General features: G+C 61.7%; 14 protein-coding genes. 5 read left to right on the forward strand and 9 right to left on the reverse strand.

The window, feature by feature from the left end; all coding sequences use genetic code 11:
* Positions 1–114 precede the first annotated feature (114 nt).
* Positions 115–1,413: a rod shape-determining protein RodA gene (gene rodA, locus BLW21_RS14255; protein WP_092741186.1), complete on the forward strand. Its 1,299-nt coding sequence runs from the start codon at positions 115–117 to the stop codon at positions 1,411–1,413.
* A gap of 46 nt (positions 1,414–1,459) precedes the next feature.
* On the opposite strand, the gene BLW21_RS14260 is transcribed toward rodA, so the two are convergent.
* Both BLW21_RS14260 and BLW21_RS14265 read right to left on the reverse strand, forming a co-directional pair.
* On the reverse strand, positions 1,460–2,518 hold the full coding sequence (locus BLW21_RS14260; protein ID WP_092741188.1) for a hypothetical protein: 1,059 nt from the start codon (positions 2,516–2,518) through the stop codon (positions 1,460–1,462).
* A 59-nt stretch (positions 2,519–2,577) separates the two neighbouring features.
* Complete coding sequence (locus BLW21_RS14265) at positions 2,578–3,732, reverse strand: hypothetical protein (RefSeq protein ID WP_092741190.1); 1,155 nt, start codon at positions 3,730–3,732, stop codon at positions 2,578–2,580.
* 35 nt (positions 3,733–3,767) lie between these two features.
* Between BLW21_RS14265 and BLW21_RS14270 the strand changes: the two genes are divergently transcribed.
* From BLW21_RS14270 to recO, 4 genes are all read left to right on the forward strand, one after another.
* Complete coding sequence (locus tag BLW21_RS14270) at positions 3,768–4,097, forward strand: 2Fe-2S iron-sulfur cluster-binding protein (RefSeq protein ID WP_092741192.1); 330 nt, start codon at positions 3,768–3,770, stop codon at positions 4,095–4,097.
* Positions 4,098–4,196: 99 nt separating this feature from the next.
* Positions 4,197–4,793: a thymidine kinase gene (locus tag BLW21_RS14275; RefSeq protein WP_092741194.1), complete on the forward strand. Its 597-nt coding sequence runs from the start codon at positions 4,197–4,199 to the stop codon at positions 4,791–4,793.
* Positions 4,794–4,901: 108 nt separating this feature from the next.
* Positions 4,902–7,307, forward strand: coding sequence for a type IX secretion system anionic LPS delivery protein PorZ (gene porZ, locus BLW21_RS14280; protein ID WP_092741196.1), 2,406 nt, complete (start codon positions 4,902–4,904; stop codon positions 7,305–7,307).
* 153 nt (positions 7,308–7,460) lie between these two features.
* Entirely contained in the window at positions 7,461–8,177 is a 717-nt protein-coding gene (gene recO / locus BLW21_RS14285; RefSeq protein WP_092741199.1) for a DNA repair protein RecO, read from the forward strand.
* 175 nt (positions 8,178–8,352) lie between these two features.
* Here the strand turns inward: recO and BLW21_RS14290 are convergent, their stop codons facing one another.
* From BLW21_RS14290 to BLW21_RS14320, 7 genes are all read right to left on the reverse strand, one after another.
* Complete coding sequence (locus BLW21_RS14290; protein WP_092741201.1) at positions 8,353–9,330, reverse strand: FKBP-type peptidyl-prolyl cis-trans isomerase; 978 nt, start codon at positions 9,328–9,330, stop codon at positions 8,353–8,355.
* A 126-nt stretch (positions 9,331–9,456) separates the two neighbouring features.
* Positions 9,457–9,897 carry an FKBP-type peptidyl-prolyl cis-trans isomerase gene (locus BLW21_RS14295; RefSeq protein ID WP_175470978.1) on the reverse strand — a complete coding sequence of 147 codons (441 nt, stop codon included), beginning with the start codon at positions 9,895–9,897 and terminating at the stop codon, positions 9,457–9,459.
* 61 nt (positions 9,898–9,958) lie between these two features.
* Positions 9,959–10,501 carry an FKBP-type peptidyl-prolyl cis-trans isomerase gene (locus BLW21_RS14300; RefSeq protein ID WP_175470979.1) on the reverse strand — a complete coding sequence of 181 codons (543 nt, stop codon included), beginning with the start codon at positions 10,499–10,501 and terminating at the stop codon, positions 9,959–9,961.
* 45 nt (positions 10,502–10,546) lie between these two features.
* Positions 10,547–11,008 carry an FKBP-type peptidyl-prolyl cis-trans isomerase gene (locus BLW21_RS14305; RefSeq protein WP_217633874.1) on the reverse strand — a complete coding sequence of 154 codons (462 nt, stop codon included), beginning with the start codon at positions 11,006–11,008 and terminating at the stop codon, positions 10,547–10,549.
* A 64-nt stretch (positions 11,009–11,072) separates the two neighbouring features.
* Positions 11,073–11,597 (reverse strand): FKBP-type peptidyl-prolyl cis-trans isomerase, encoded by a 525-nt coding sequence (locus BLW21_RS14310; RefSeq protein WP_092741209.1) that lies wholly within the window; start codon positions 11,595–11,597, stop codon positions 11,073–11,075.
* Between the two features lie 107 nt (positions 11,598–11,704).
* Positions 11,705–12,763, reverse strand: a complete 1,059-nt coding sequence (locus BLW21_RS14315; RefSeq protein ID WP_092741211.1) for an FKBP-type peptidyl-prolyl cis-trans isomerase — start codon at positions 12,761–12,763, stop codon at positions 11,705–11,707.
* 53 nt (positions 12,764–12,816) lie between these two features.
* Positions 12,817–13,860 (reverse strand): DHH family phosphoesterase, encoded by a 1,044-nt coding sequence (locus BLW21_RS14320; protein ID WP_092741213.1) that lies wholly within the window; start codon positions 13,858–13,860, stop codon positions 12,817–12,819.
* Between the last annotated feature and the right edge of the window lie 177 nt (positions 13,861–14,037).

A 14,037-nucleotide genomic window follows, 5' to 3' on the forward strand; every position in this document is an offset into this window, starting at 1 on the left:
CTGTCTAAAGAGTTAATCAGAACGTCATGCTTCGGCAAGCTCAGCATGACGTTCCGCTGACGTTGGAAACTGCTCTATCAACTCGAGGAATAACCTTTAATTCTTAATTCAAAATTGAACTCGCTTCCCGCCCGCTACAACCGCAGCATCGACTGGGTCACGGTCCTGCTCTACCTGCTGATGGTGGGCGTGGGCTGGCTGAACGTGTATGCGGCCAGCTACTCGCCCGACGCGCCGGCCAACCCCTTCAGCTCGCTGAGCTTCGGCCAGCTCATGGACTTCAACTGGTTCAAGCAGATCGTCTGGATTGGCACGGCCCTGGTGCTGGTGGTGGTACTGCTCGTTATCGACCCCAAGGCCTACGATACGCTGGCCTACGGCCTGTACGGGCTGATGATTCTGCTGCTGCTAGTTACGCCCTTCATTGCCCGGCCCATTGCTGGCTCGCGCTCGTGGCTGGAATTGGGGCCGGTGCGGGTACAGCCCGCCGAGTTTGCCAAGTTCATCACGGCCCTGGCCGCCTCGCGCTACCTGGCCAGCATCAACCTGCGTCAGCAAAGCTTCCGCGACCAGCTGGTGCTGGCCGGCCTCACGCTGCTGCCGCCGGTACTCATCATCGCGGCCAACGAAACGGGCCAGGCCCTGGTGTTTGCCGCCTTCCTGCTGGCTTACTTCCGCGAGGGCATGTCGCCGCTCATCCTCCTGATTCTGGCTGCCGGTGCCGTCATCCTCATTCTGGCCCTGCTCGTGCCCAAGCTCTGGCTGATACTAGGCTTCACGGTGCTGCTGGCGGTGGTGCTGGCCGCTAACTGGCGCAGCCTGCGCCACCATCTGCCCCTGAGTGCAGGCGTGTGGGCGGTGGTTATCGGCATGGTGTTCGGGGTGGATTTCTTTTTCAACAACGTGCTGCAGGACCACCAGCGCAAGCGCATCGAAATCCTGATAAACCCCTCGGCCGACCCGCTGGGCGTGGGCTGGAATGTTACGCAGTCGAAAATTGCCATCGGCTCGGGTGGACTGGCCGGCAAGGGCTTTCTGCAGGGCACCCAAACCAAGTTCGATTTCGTGCCCGAGCAGAGCACCGACTTTATTTTCTGCACCGTGGGCGAGGAGTGGGGCTGGGTGGGCACCATGACGACCATTGTGCTCTTTATGGCCCTGCTGGGGCGCATTGTGTACGTGGCCGAGCGGCAGAAATCGGTATTCGGCCGCACCTACGGGTACTGCGTGGCCAGCATCATCTTCTTCCACTTCTGCATCAACATCGGCATGACCATCGGTCTGGCCCCAGTCGTGGGCATCCCGCTGCCCTTCTTCAGCTACGGTGGCTCCTCGCTGTGGTCGTTCACCACGCTGCTATTCATTTTGCTGGCCATGGATGCCGCCCGCAAGCAGGATCTGGAGCGGTATTAGGAGAAGGCAAAAACAGGGGTTTTACCAGTCCAAAGGGGCATTCGGCTTATCTGCTCGTGTGTGTTACCTGACCTGGTTTCAACCAATCAAACAGCGCGTTTCGGCTGATTATCAACGAAAACGCCACCGCGAAAACCGGCGCGGCCAGATAACCCATGCGGCCCAAATCACCCGAAAGTAGCATGTGGGCGGCTACGATAACCAGCAGCCAGGCGCCCGACCAGCCTACGGCGGGCAGCCAGGCCTGACGAGCTACACGGTTGCGCAAACCCGCCAGCAGCGCCAGACTGAAGAAGCCGAAAATGCTGAAAATCTCGCCCGCGCCCTTCACCGAAAACAGCCGCCGCAACGAGTAGCTCAGGTTTTCGAGGTGGCCCAGGGCGTTGCTCACGCTGGCCGCCGGTGGGGTGCCGGCCTGTTGGTCAATCCAGAGGCGCAGGGCTAGCCAGGTGGCCCCGCCCAGCGCCAGCCAGGCCAATTGCCAGGGCCAGCGTAGTGCGTGGCGGCCGTACCACAGTAGCCAAGGCACCAGCATGAGGCCCGATTCTTTGGCCGGCAGCGCCAGCAGCAATACGGCCACTACTGCCCCGGCCGAGCCGGCCCGCACGGCGTAAAAGGCCAGCGCAAACACCAGCAGGTACAGGCTATCCACGAGGGGCAGGCCGGCCGTGTACACCGTCCAGCGGCTCGTGAATACGGCCGCCAGGGCCAGTGCTGCCGCCAGTGGTGAGGCCCCGCACAGCTGGCAGGTGCGGAATAGCACGAGCCCCGTGCCGGCCAGCAGCAGGCAGTTTACCACGTAAAATCCTAGTCGTAACGGCCATTCGGAGCCGGGGCGCTCGGGCCAGATGCGGGTGTATACCTGCTCGATGGGCCAGGCGACGGCGGCGGCCAAAGCCGGCACAAGCGGCCGGTAGCGCCGCGTCAGGCTCACGCCCGTAAACTCGCCGCGGGCCACACTCAGGTAGCTGCGCGTGTCGAGCGAGTGCGAGAAATCGTAGTGCCGGTACATGGGGTAGGCCGGCCCGGCCACCAGGCCCAGGCCCAGCAGGTACACCAGCAGCCAGTGGGGCCAGCGCAGAAACGGAACAGTGGGGTGGGGCATGGGCAACGAGCGGAACGAATGAAACGAGCCGCCCGAAGCTGGGCCCCGGCTCCTAAAAATCAGGCGCTGAACTTGCGGTCAATCAGCCGGAGCAGCTTGTTCACATGCTCTTCCTTACGCACCCACTGCTGTTCGGCGGCCAGGTTGTCGGTTACGTAGCGCTTGGCCGCATCGGCGTCGGGCAGCGTATCGAGGTGTTGGATGGCGGCGTGGTAACGCATGTTCTCGCCCCCAAACAGCTCGTTGATGAAGCTGAAGCGCTGGTTGATGGAAATAGCCTCGCGCAACGACTCGACGTTCGGCGCTTTGTCGGCCAGCGTGGCGGCGCGGTCGGGGCGCAAGGTTTCACTCAGCGAGGGCGAGCCCGCGCGCTCGGCCTTCAGCTTGGCGTGCAGCGGGACCACCGCCTCCGTTTCGGTTGCGGGCGCCACGCTGGTCGCAGGCGCGGCCGGGGCCACCGGGGTCATTTCTATGGCAGCTGCGGGAACGGGGGCAGGCACGGGGGCAGGGGGCAAAATAGGCGCGGCCGCGGCAGGAGTAGGGGCAGCCTGAACCGGCACTGCTGCTACGGGCGCCGGGGAAGCTTCCCGTAAATCGGCCTCGGTAAGCGGCAGCAGCTCGTTGAACTGGGCTACTAGCGCCGTTAGGGGCTCGGGCTGCTCCGGCTGGCTTTCCAGGTGCTGGCGGAAGTGGCTGATAAGGTAGTCGCGGGGCTGCTCTTGGCCGGCTGGCAGCGCATCGATGAAGCTTTCAAACAACGCCCTGCTGGTATCGAGGTAGCGTAGGCCCTCGCGTAATTGCTCGGGCGTGCGCGGGCCGGCCTCGGCGGGCAGCAGCTTGGTGGCCAGCGTATCGGCCGGGCTGAGGGCACCGGCCAGCGTGTCGGCCACGGCCTGGGCCAGTAGCGGCTCGTAGGTGGGCCGGCTGAGGCGGATGCGCCGCGAAAGCACGTTCATGAACTGGGTGAGGGCCTGGCGCACATCGGTATCCTCAAAATCGAAGTACGAGCTGCGCAGCTGGGCCATTTCGGCGGTCCATTTGCCCAGCAGCGCCTGCACCACAAACAGGTTTACCTGCCGGATGGGCGTGAAGCGCAGCACCGCCGGGCCGTCGAGCGTGGCCGTGGGGCGGGCCCCGAAATGTTGGTCGCAGAGCCGGGCTGCCAGCAGCCGGCCGTATTGTTCACGCTGGGCGTGGCTATATTTGGTATTCATTCGAAAGCCTGGTTCAGCGAGCAATTTACAGAAAGATGCCCACTCTGATTGTCGAAAATCTGGCCGGCGTAGCCATTCCGGTGCCTGCCGGGGCCACGCTGCTGGCCGCCATCCAGGCTGCGGGCCACGATTGGCAGCATGCCTGCGGGGCACGGGGCCGGTGCGTTACGTGCCGGCTGCGGGTAGTGGCCGGCGCCGAACTACTGAGTGAACTTACTGCCCCCGAGTTGGGCTACCGCGCCGCCGCCCGTCTCCGCCCTGATGAGCGCCTGAGCTGCCAGACCCGCCTGCCCGCCGGCCAGGTAAGCGTCCGTGTGCCCCGGGCTACCCAACTCCCGCACATCGTGTACTCGATGCCGGAGTAATTTGGTGAACGCGCAACTCCCGCCATCATTGTGAACCGAGCGAAGCAATGACAATAGTACCTTTGCTTACTCATTTACCGACTCCCTCATTTGCCGCCTGTGTTTATTGAACCCCGCGTTGGTACGCGCCTCGGCAGCAATGCCCGCCGGGGCTGGATTGAAGTTGTGTGCGGCTCCATGTTTTCGGGTAAAACCGAAGAGCTTATCCGGCGGCTCAAGCGGGCCGAAATTGCCCGTCAGCGGGTGGAAATCTTCAAGCCCGCCCTCGATACCCGCTACCACGCCGAAGATGTGGTGTCGCACAACCAGAACAGCATCCGCTCGACGCCGGTACCCGTGGCCCAGGAAATCCTGCTGCTGGCCACCAGCTGCGACGTGGTAGGCATCGACGAGGCCCAGTTTTTTGATGAGTCGTTGGTGGATGTGTGCGTGCAGCTGGCCAACGGCGGCACCCGCGTGATTGTAGCCGGCCTCGATATGGATTTCCAGGGCCAGCCCTTCGGCCCCATGCCCGCCCTGATGGCCGTGGCCGAGTTCGTAACCAAAGTGCACGCCATCTGCGTGCGTTGCGGCGAGCTGGCCTCCTACTCGTTCCGGGTTACGGCCGCCGAAGATAAAATTCTGCTTGGCGAAACCGACGCCTACGAAGCCCGCTGCCGCGTTTGCTTCCAGGAAGGCATGAAAGGAAAGCGGTAAGTGGTGGTACATAGGTTTTGGGGAATGTCCCAGCGCCCCCGCCCGCACTAAAGCCCGGCCGGGGGCGTTATCTTGCCAATCAATCCGTTGCGCTTTTACTCCCCCTCGATGATGCGAATACTACGCCCGGGCCCGGCGCGGCTATTGGTTTTTCTGCTGTTATTGCTTATAGGCCTGCTGCCAGCCGGTGCGGCCCGGGCCCAGTCGGCGGCGGTTGGTTTTGGCGAGTGGCAACTGCACCTGCCCACCAACCGCGGCCTGGCCCTGGCCGAAGCCAACGACCGGGTGTACGTGGCCGCTCAGGATGCTTTCTTCTACTTCGATAAGCAGCTGAGCACCACTCGCCTGCTTTCCCGGCGCGACGGCCTGAGCGACGTGGGCGTGAGTGTGCTGGCCTATGACTCGGTGGGCCAGCAGCTGCTGGTGGTGTATCAGAACACCAACCTCGACCTGCTAAGCCTTAAGGACGGTAAAATCAGTAACCTCAACGATGTTCTGCGCAAAGACATCAGCGGTACCAAGGCTGTTTATCAGGTGCAGATTACCGGCCGGCGGGCTTATCTGGCTTCCAGCTTCGGCATTGTGGTGCTCGACCTCGACAAGCGCGAAATCCGGGATTCGTATACCAATATCGGGCCCGGCGGCACGGTGGTGCGGGTGTACGCCACGGCCGTGGCCAACGGCACGCTGTTCGCGGCTACCTCGAACGGGCTGATGCGCACGAGCCTGGCCGGCAATCCGCTCGACTACCGCACCTGGATTACCGATCTGCCCGCCCGCGCCGCCGACCCTTACCGCACGCTGGCCGTGCAGCAGGGCCGGGTGGTGGCCGGCCTCAACGGCGACCGGCTGTATGGCTACACCGCGCCGGGCAGTTGGCAGCCGCTGGCCGGCTCGCCGGTGGGCGTCGAGTTCCGGCAGCTGACCCCCTCGCCGGCCGGCCTGCTGATAACCGAACGGGCTCAGGTAACGGTGCTGAACGTGGCTGCCGGCACTGTGCGCCAAACCCTGCGCCCCACCCTGGTGCGTGACCCGCGGGCCACGCTGCGGGCCCGCGAGGGTAATTTTTACGTGGCTGATTTCGATAACGGCCTGCTCCGGATTTCGCCCGATGGCCAGCAGGCCGAGCAGTTTCTGAGCAACGCGCCCGCCGGGGTTCAGGCATTCAGCGTGCTGGCCGATGCCCGCACGAATACCGTGGATGTATTCACGGGCGGCTACGCCAGCAACTACGAGCAGCGCAATTTCCGGCGGGGCTTCTACGAGTTCAAGCAGGGGCAATGGACCAATATTACGTCGGCCACGCTGCCCGACCTCAGCCAGTACCCCAACCCGCTGGATCTGACCCGCGGCACCCGCACCCCCGACGGCACGCTGTACGTGGGCAGTTACGGCAACGGCCTGCTGGAGTGGAAGATGCCCGGTGAGTTCCGGCTCTTCAACGCAACTAGTAACCAGCCCAACCCACTGCGTATTTCCATTGGTGCCCCCGGAAACCCCAATTTTGTGCGTGTAACCGATGTTACGACCGATGCCGAGGGGCGCGTGTGGGTGGTGAACCGCCACCAGCTAACCGGGCAGTCGGGCGTGTTCGTGTTCGACCCCGTGGCCAGCAGCTGGCGCGTTATCGACTACTTCGCGGGCAGTGAAAGCCTCGACCGGATTGCCCTCGACGACGCGGGTAATGCGTGGGTGTCGCGCGACCGGCAGAGCAGCAGCGGCATGGTGGTGCATAACCCCGAAACCCGTGAAACCCGCTCCTTCCGGCAAGCCTTCGGCCGCCGGGAAGAGGGAGGCAGCACTACCGTGCAGGATATCAACGAAATCTATGATGTGGTGAAGGACCGTGCGGGCGACATTTGGGTGGGCACCCGGAAGGGCCCGGCCTTTTTTGCCAACCCCGGCACCGCCTTCGACCCCCAGCAGACGAACCCCGAATTTCAGCTGCCCTACCTCGACAAGGGAGGCGTGGACGAGGTGGGCTTCCCAACGCTGGGCAAAGACAAGATAAACGGCATTGCCATCGACGGGGCCAACCGCAAGTGGTTCGCCACCGAAAACGGCTTGTGGCTGTTCACGGCCGATGCCAGTGAGGCGCTGCTGCACTTCACCACCGCCAACAGCCCGCTGCCCTCCAACACCATCGTGGATGTGGCCGTAAACGATAAAACCGGCGAAGTATTCGCCGTGACCGATGCGGGCGTGGTCAGCTACCGCGGCGACGCCACGCTAACCGAGGGTAAGCCCAGTTGCGCCAGCGTGTTTCCGAACCCGATACGCCCCGATTACGCCGGACCGGTGGGCATTTCGGGCCTGACCAATAACGCCAGCGTCAAAATCACCGACGTTTCGGGCCGGCTCGTGTACCAGACCCGCGCCAACGGTGGCACCGTGACCTGGAACCTGAACGACTACAACGGCCAGCGCGTGCGCTCCGGCGTGTACCTGGTGCTCACCTCCGATGCCAACGGCAAGAACGGTTGCGTAAGCAAGATTGCCGTAGTGAGTAAGTAGGTCAGATTCAGATATGGAAAACGTCTGTCATCCTGGCGGAGGAAGAGCCTTATCACGTTTGAACGGACGTAGTAACGACTAGTTCAAATAGGATAAGGTCCTTCCTCCGCCAGGATGACAGACGTTTTCCATTCCACCACCAATCATCCAGCTATGCTTATTAAAACCCGCGGTATCGTCCTCAGCCACATTCGCTACCGCGAAACCAGCATTATTGCCCGCATCTACACCGAGCGGCTGGGCCTGCAAAGCTACCTCGTGAACGGGGTGCGCAAGGCCAAGCCACCCGGCCGCATTGCCCTGTTTCAGCCCCTCACGATGCTCGAGCTGGTGGCCTACACCTCGCGCAACGGCGGCCTCACCCGGCTCTCGGAGTTTCGCTGCGCCGAGCCCTTCCGTACGCTGCCTTACGATGTGCGCAAGAGCAGCATCGCGCTGCTGCTATCGGAAATTGTGAGCCGGGTGCTGCTGGAAGAGGAGGAGAATGAGCCGATGTTCACGTTTCTGCACGACTCGGTGCTGGCCTTCGACCGGCAGGCGGCGGGCTTCGAGAACTTCGCGCTGGTGTTTCTGCTCCAACTGAGCCATTACCTGGGTTTCGGCGCCGAAACGGGCGAGGAAATCACCACCCAGGTGGCCTTCGCCACCGATGCCGCGGCCGGCACCAACCGCGGCCCCACGGCCCTACGCCGCGAGTTCGACCAGTACCTCGACGAGCTGATCCGGACCCCGGCCACTGCCGCTATTCCCAACGGCCGCGTGCGGCGCGAGCTGCTGGGCGTGCTCATCCGCTACTACCAACTCCACGTCGAGCGCCTCGGCGACATCCGTTCCCTGGCCGTGCTATCGGAGGTGCTGGCAGAGTTGTAGAGAACAGAGAACAGTGAATAGTGAATAGTGAATAGTGAGAACGTCATTCTGAGCGAAGCGGAGCGTAGTCGAAGAATCTCGCGTGACACAGTAATTCCTGCCGACAGGGGTACTATTGCACGCGAGATTCTTCGACTACGCTCCGCTTCGCTCAGAATGACGTTCTCACTATTCACTACTTCACATCTACTAGCTCCACGTCGAAGAGTAGTACGCTATTGGCGGGGATGGATTCGCCGGGGCTGCGGGGGCCGTAGGCCAGGGCTGAAGGGATGAGCAGCGTAGCTTTGGCACCCTTGGAAAGCTGGGCCACGCCCTCATCCCAACCCGGAATAACGCGGCCGGCGCCCAGCGGAAACTCGATGGGTACGTTGCCATGACTGGCCGAGGCGTCAAACTCTTTTCCGCTGAGCAACTGACCCCGGTAGAGCACCGAAACTGTTTGGCCCGGCTGGGCCAGCGCGCCGCTGCCGGGACGGGTAACCACGTAGTAAACGCCCCGGGGCGTTTTTTTGGGCTGGAGTTGGTGCTCTTTGGCATAGGCCAGAATGACGGCTTCGTCGCGGCGGGCCTGCTCGGCGGCTTTAAGGGTGGCCGTTTGCTGCTGGCGGGCTTCTTCCTGCCGCATCTGGGCTTCCACTTCAGCCGGAGTCTGCACGCTTATGGCCTTGGCGAACACCAGCATAGTAGGGCCGGCCCGCCGGATAAAGCCGGGCACGGGCTGCTGAAACGACTTGCGAAACACCGTGTCGAGGTTGAGGCGGAACACGCCCGAGTCGCCGGGCTGCAGCAGCGCCAAGGCCTGCTCAACGCTGCCGCCCTGGCTGGGTCGGATGGTATCGAGCGGCACACGCACGGGCTGGTTCTCGTTCTGGCGGCGCGAGTGCATAAGCACCGAATCCTTGGCCGTCCGGAATTGCAGGTGCAGGCTCAGGATGCGGCCCACGCGGCTGGCATAGGTGGGGTCGCCGGTGGCGGGCAGGGCGGGCCGCAGCACGTAGCGGCCCTTTTCGAGCCGGTAGATGCGGTACTCCAACCCCGATTTCAGCCGGTTAAATGGCACGGGCTTACCCTGAAACGAAACCAGCCCCGCCGCCGCCAGCAGCAAGGCACTCACCGACCCCAACACGCGCACCCGGACAGAATAAGGCATAAAAAAAGCAAATATGGAAAGGTAAACGGAGCAGAACAAGCCTGCAAAGAAGAAACAAAAAAACGGTCATTCTGCCAAAGCAGAACGACCGTTGTACTCAGGATTTCGGCACTCCTGCCTATCGCCTCACTTCACCTTTAGCACTTCCAGCTCGAAAATGAGGTCGGTGTTGGGTGGGATGAGGTAACGGCGGCCATCATCATCGTCGGGGTCGAGGCGGCCTTTGGCACCGTAGGCCAGTGCGGCTGGTATCCAGACTCGGGCCCGGCTGCCCTGGGGTAGCAGCAGCAGTGCCTCATCGAAGCCCCGGATAACCTCCCGCTGGCCGGCCCGCACCTTCAGTGGCCCGCCCTGCTGCACCGAAGTATCAAAAATATGCCCATCGGTGGCCAGAAAGCCAGTGTAATGAACTGTAACGCGGCTGCCAACTTTGGGCAACGGGCCGCTACCCGGCTGCCGCAAAGTATAACGCAAGCCCGAAGCCGTGGTAGTAGCCCGGGCCAGCAGGCTATCGGTGGGGGGCGCTGGTGTGGCGGTAACAAGGGTGCGCTGGGCATGGCCAGCCAAGGGCAAGCCGCCCAGCAGTAATAAAATCGCCCACATCAGCACCTGCCGCATCGTTCAGCCGTTACTCTACGCTCAGAATTTCCATATCGAACAGCAGCGGGGTGCTACCCGGTATCGGCCCCGAACCCTTAAAGCTATACGCCAGATACGAAGGGATAAGCACCAGTTTCCGGTCGCCCTGCCGCATCTGAAGCGTGGCCTGGTCCCAGCCTGCTATTACGCCGCCGCTCCCATTGCGGAAGCTGAAGCAGCCGCAGTCGGTGCGGTTGGTGCTGGAGGCATCAAACACCTGCGTTTCTTTGCGCTTGTTGATAAACTTACCTACATAATTCACCGTCACTTTTTGCCCCGCCTTAATCAGCGGATTAGCGGCCGGCCCATCGGTGAGGGGCACCAGATAGATGCCTGAATCGAGGCGCCGGTAAGTGGTAATGGCGTGACGGGTCAGGTAAGTCTGGATCGTATCGTCATCGGCCTTTTTCTGGGCCTCGATGAGCTTAGGGTCGATTTCGTAGGGGTTCGCCGGCTGCTTGCAGCCGGCTATGAGCGAGCTGCCTACCAGCAGTGCAAGCAGCAACGAAAGAAGTAAAGTCAGGTTTTTCATCATCATAGAGCAAAAGGGTAACCGCCGCCTATAAGGCCGGCCGGCTTACTTGATATTAACTACCTCTACATCGAAGCGCAACACCGAGTTGGGTGGGATAGTGCCGCTCGTGGAAGACCCGTAGGCCTTCGCCGACGTAATGAGCAGAATAGCCTTGGAGCCTTTATTAAGCTGAGTGAAAGCATCCTCCCAGCCTTTAATGACCTGATTCGGGTTTGCGCCCAGCACGAAGGCAAAACCAATAGTCGTTGCCTTGGTCTGGTCGAAAACCTGACCATCGAGGGTTTTGCCAACATACTTGGCGATGATGGTTTGACCTTTGGTGGGAAGCGGCCCCGTGCCGGGACTGGTAATGGAGACGTACACGCCCACCGAGTCGTTTGTGAAACCAGTTAGGTTATTGGCCTTGATGTAGTCATCAATCAGGCCCTTGTCGCGTTCTGTGTAGTCGCTGGCGGGCTTGTCTTCGCTCTTTTTGCAGGCTCCGAGCGCAAAAAGCAGGGCCATCAGAAAGACGGGAAGCAAGGAAAGCCGGAAGTTCATAGGACTGAGATTTAAATGAGAAAAGGCATTATTGAGCCTGCAACAGCTCCACATCGAAGCGCAGCACCGCATGGGCCGGAATCGGCCCCGTGGCGCGGGCGCCGTAGGCCAAGCCCGAAGGGATAAGCAACGTAGCCTTGCTGCCGGGGCGCAGGCCCATAAAACCCTCATCCCAGCCGGCAATTACCTGGCCCCGACCGACCGTAAAGGTAAGCGGATCGTTGTTGCGATTGGCCGTCGAGTCGAAAATCCGGCCATCCAGGGTGAGGCCGGTGTAAAGCACCGTCAGCAGCTGGCCAGCTACAGCTGGGTCGCCGGTGCCGGGCTGCGTAACGGCTACGTACAGGCCGGAGGACTTCTTTTCGAAACCCGTCAGGTTGTTGGCCTTGATGTAGTCGGTAATCAGCTGCTCGTCGCGGGTGGCGTAGTCGGTGCTGTCAACGGGGTCGGACTGGCAGCCGATCAGCAGCGGCAGCACCAGCAGCAGCGCCAGAAAGCGACCACCCCGTTGGGTGGCGTTATCCAGCAGCTGCCAAAGAGAAGAAAACAGCATCAGCGAAGAGAAAAGATGTGAGGCCCCCTAAGGGCAGGATACAAAAACCCCCGGCCGGGTTGCACCGCGGGGCCGGGGGTTTACGTTAAACGAGCATACGGCCGCTATTATTTGCCCTGCTGCTGGCGCTGCATGGCTTCAATCTGACGCCGGATTTCGGCCTCATCCATCTGCGCACCGGCAGCCGGCTGAGCGGGGGCATTCTTGATGTCAACCAGCTCTACGTCGAAACGCAGGATGGCGTCGGCCGGAATGTCGGCGCCGGCACCGCGCTGCCCGTAGGCCAGCGACGAAGGCACCAACAGCACGCCTTTCGAGCCCTTGGGGAACTGCGCAATGCCCGCATCCCAGCCCGGAATCACCTGGCCCTGGCCAATAGCAAAGTCGAACGGCTTGTTGCCCACCTTCTCCGACGAGTCGAACACTTTACCGCTTTCCAGCAACGAGCCCTTATAGAGCACTGATACAATCTGGCCCGCCTTAGGCTTGGGGCCGGGGCCAGCTGTGGTAATGGCGTAATACACGCCCGAAGCGTCTTTCTGAACCGTGAGGTTATTCTTTTTGGCGTAGGCCTGCAGCGCTACATCATCTTTCTTAAGCTGATCCTCGGCGTGAGCGGCCATTTTGGCCTGCTGCTCCACCTGCATCTTCTGCACGTCGGCCATGGCTTCGGCCTGGGCCTGCACCTTGTCCACTTTCACGTACATGGTCATGGTTTTGCCGGCCTTGCTCATGAACGGCGGCACGGGCTGGCGGAACGACTTAGCGAAGATGGTATCCACGTTGAAGCGGAATACGGCCGAGTCGCCGGGCTGAAGCAGGCTGATAGCCTCCTCGAGGCCGCCGCGCTGGGCCTTGCGCACCGTGTCGAGCGGCACGCGCACCGGGAAACCCATCTGCTGCTTGCGCGAGTTGAATAGAACTGAGTCTTTGGCCGTGCGGTACTCCACGTGCAGGGCCATTATTTTGCCGATACGCTCCTTGTAGGTCGCGTCGCCTTCGCTGCTTACGTCCTTGGCATCGTATTTACCGGCGCCGGTGCTCTTGAAAACCTTGTACTCAATCCCCGAAGGCGTCTTGCTGAAATCCCCGCTTTTGTTGCAGGAGGCCAGGCTCAGGATGCCGGCCACCAGGGCCAGACTCAGAAAGTTGCGTTGAAGAAACATGAAGGGGTTTGAGAGGGGTGAAGATGCAGAAAGAGCGACGAAGTTACGGCGAATTACGCCACCGGGGCCGGGCTGGGGAGCGTAGCGCCCAGCAGCTGGGCCTGGTAGTCGGGCAGCAGGGCCAGGAAACGGTCGAGGGTGGCGGGCAGCGGCACGTGGCTGATGCCACCGGCGGCGTTGTGGTGGCCGCCGCCGCTGAAGTGGCGGCGCGAGAACTCGCTGGCCGAGAAGCTCCCCACCGAGCGGAAGGATATTTTTACGGCCTGGGAACGGTCGATGAAAATGGCCGCAAACACGATGCCCTCAATACTGAGCGCGAAGTTGACCAGCCCCTCGGTGTCGCCGGTTTTAGAGTGGTACTGGCGCAGCTCGTCGGCCGTAATGGCAATGTAGGCCGTGTTGTACTCGCGCAGCACCGTCAGCTTGTCCTTCAGTACGAAGCCCAGAAAGCGCAGCCGCTCCTCCGAGTGCGAATCGTAGATGCGGCGGTGCACCTCGGAGGTATTGATGCCGGCGCTGAGCAGTTCGGCAATAATGAGGTGCACGTTGCGCGAGGTGCTGGGGTGGCGGAACGAGCCCGTATCGGTCATAATGCCCGCGTACAGGCACTCGCCGATGCCCGCGTCAATCAGGTCCTGGTCGCCCAGGTCGCGGATTACTTCGAACACCAGTTCGGAGGCGGCCGCAGCCCGCGAGTTGGAAAAATCCAGCTGCGCAAAGCTCTCGGGCTCTTGGTGGTGGTCGATGAGCACCTTGGTACCCTTGGCGGCCCGCACGTACTCGCCCAGCTCGTTGATGCGCGCCAGACACGAGAAGTCGAGGCAGAACAGCACTTCCGCCTGATCAACCAGTTCGCGCACCTGTGCATCGTTGCGGCGCGGGTCGTACACCACTACGTCGTCGTTGCCGGGCATCCAGGCCAGAAAATCGGGATAATCGGAGGGCGTAACCACCGTTACCTGATGGCCCTTCTTGCGCAGGTAGCCTGCCAGGCCCAGCGACGAGCCCAGCGCGTCGGCGTCGGGTTTGTGGTGGGTGGTGATGAATACCTGCCGGGGTTGGGCCAGCAGTTCCTTTAACTCAGCAATTTGCGACATTTCCTACGGGGCAGGTAACTGAAAGTGGGCCGGTTAGGCCAAATGCAAAGGCGGCAAAATTCGGAAATATTCCGCTCTCCAACAAACCGCCTCCTGAAAAGGTGCGCTAAGGTAGTGAACAGTGGATAGTGAACAGTGGATAGTGAACAGTGGATAGTGAACAGTGGATAGTGAACA

Source organism: Hymenobacter psychrophilus (assembly GCF_900107135.1).
GTDB lineage: Bacteria > Bacteroidota > Bacteroidia > Cytophagales > Hymenobacteraceae > Hymenobacter > Hymenobacter psychrophilus.

Bases quoted from the DNA above. Each gene is read 5' to 3' on its own strand.
- BLW21_RS14260 (WP_092741188.1), bottom strand. From the start codon at position 2,518: ATGCCCCACCCCACTGTTCCGTTTCTGCGCTGGCCCCACTGGCTGCTG.
- BLW21_RS14265 (WP_092741190.1), bottom strand. From the start codon at position 3,732: ATGAATACCAAATATAGCCACGCCCAGCGTGAACAATACGGCCGGCTG.
- BLW21_RS14270 (WP_092741192.1), top strand. From the start codon at position 3,768: ATGCCCACTCTGATTGTCGAAAATCTGGCCGGCGTAGCCATTCCGGTG.
- porZ (WP_092741196.1), top strand. From the start codon at position 4,902: ATGATGCGAATACTACGCCCGGGCCCGGCGCGGCTATTGGTTTTTCTG.
- recO (WP_092741199.1), top strand. From the start codon at position 7,461: ATGCTTATTAAAACCCGCGGTATCGTCCTCAGCCACATTCGCTACCGC.
- BLW21_RS14290 (WP_092741201.1), bottom strand. From the start codon at position 9,330: ATGCCTTATTCTGTCCGGGTGCGCGTGTTGGGGTCGGTGAGTGCCTTG.
- BLW21_RS14300 (WP_175470979.1), bottom strand. From the start codon at position 10,501: ATGAAAAACCTGACTTTACTTCTTTCGTTGCTGCTTGCACTGCTGGTA.
- BLW21_RS14305 (WP_217633874.1), bottom strand. From the start codon at position 11,008: ATGGCCCTGCTTTTTGCGCTCGGAGCCTGCAAAAAGAGCGAAGACAAG.
- BLW21_RS14310 (WP_092741209.1), bottom strand. From the start codon at position 11,597: ATGCTGTTTTCTTCTCTTTGGCAGCTGCTGGATAACGCCACCCAACGG.
- BLW21_RS14315 (WP_092741211.1), bottom strand. From the start codon at position 12,763: ATGTTTCTTCAACGCAACTTTCTGAGTCTGGCCCTGGTGGCCGGCATC.
- BLW21_RS14320 (WP_092741213.1), bottom strand. From the start codon at position 13,860: ATGTCGCAAATTGCTGAGTTAAAGGAACTGCTGGCCCAACCCCGGCAG.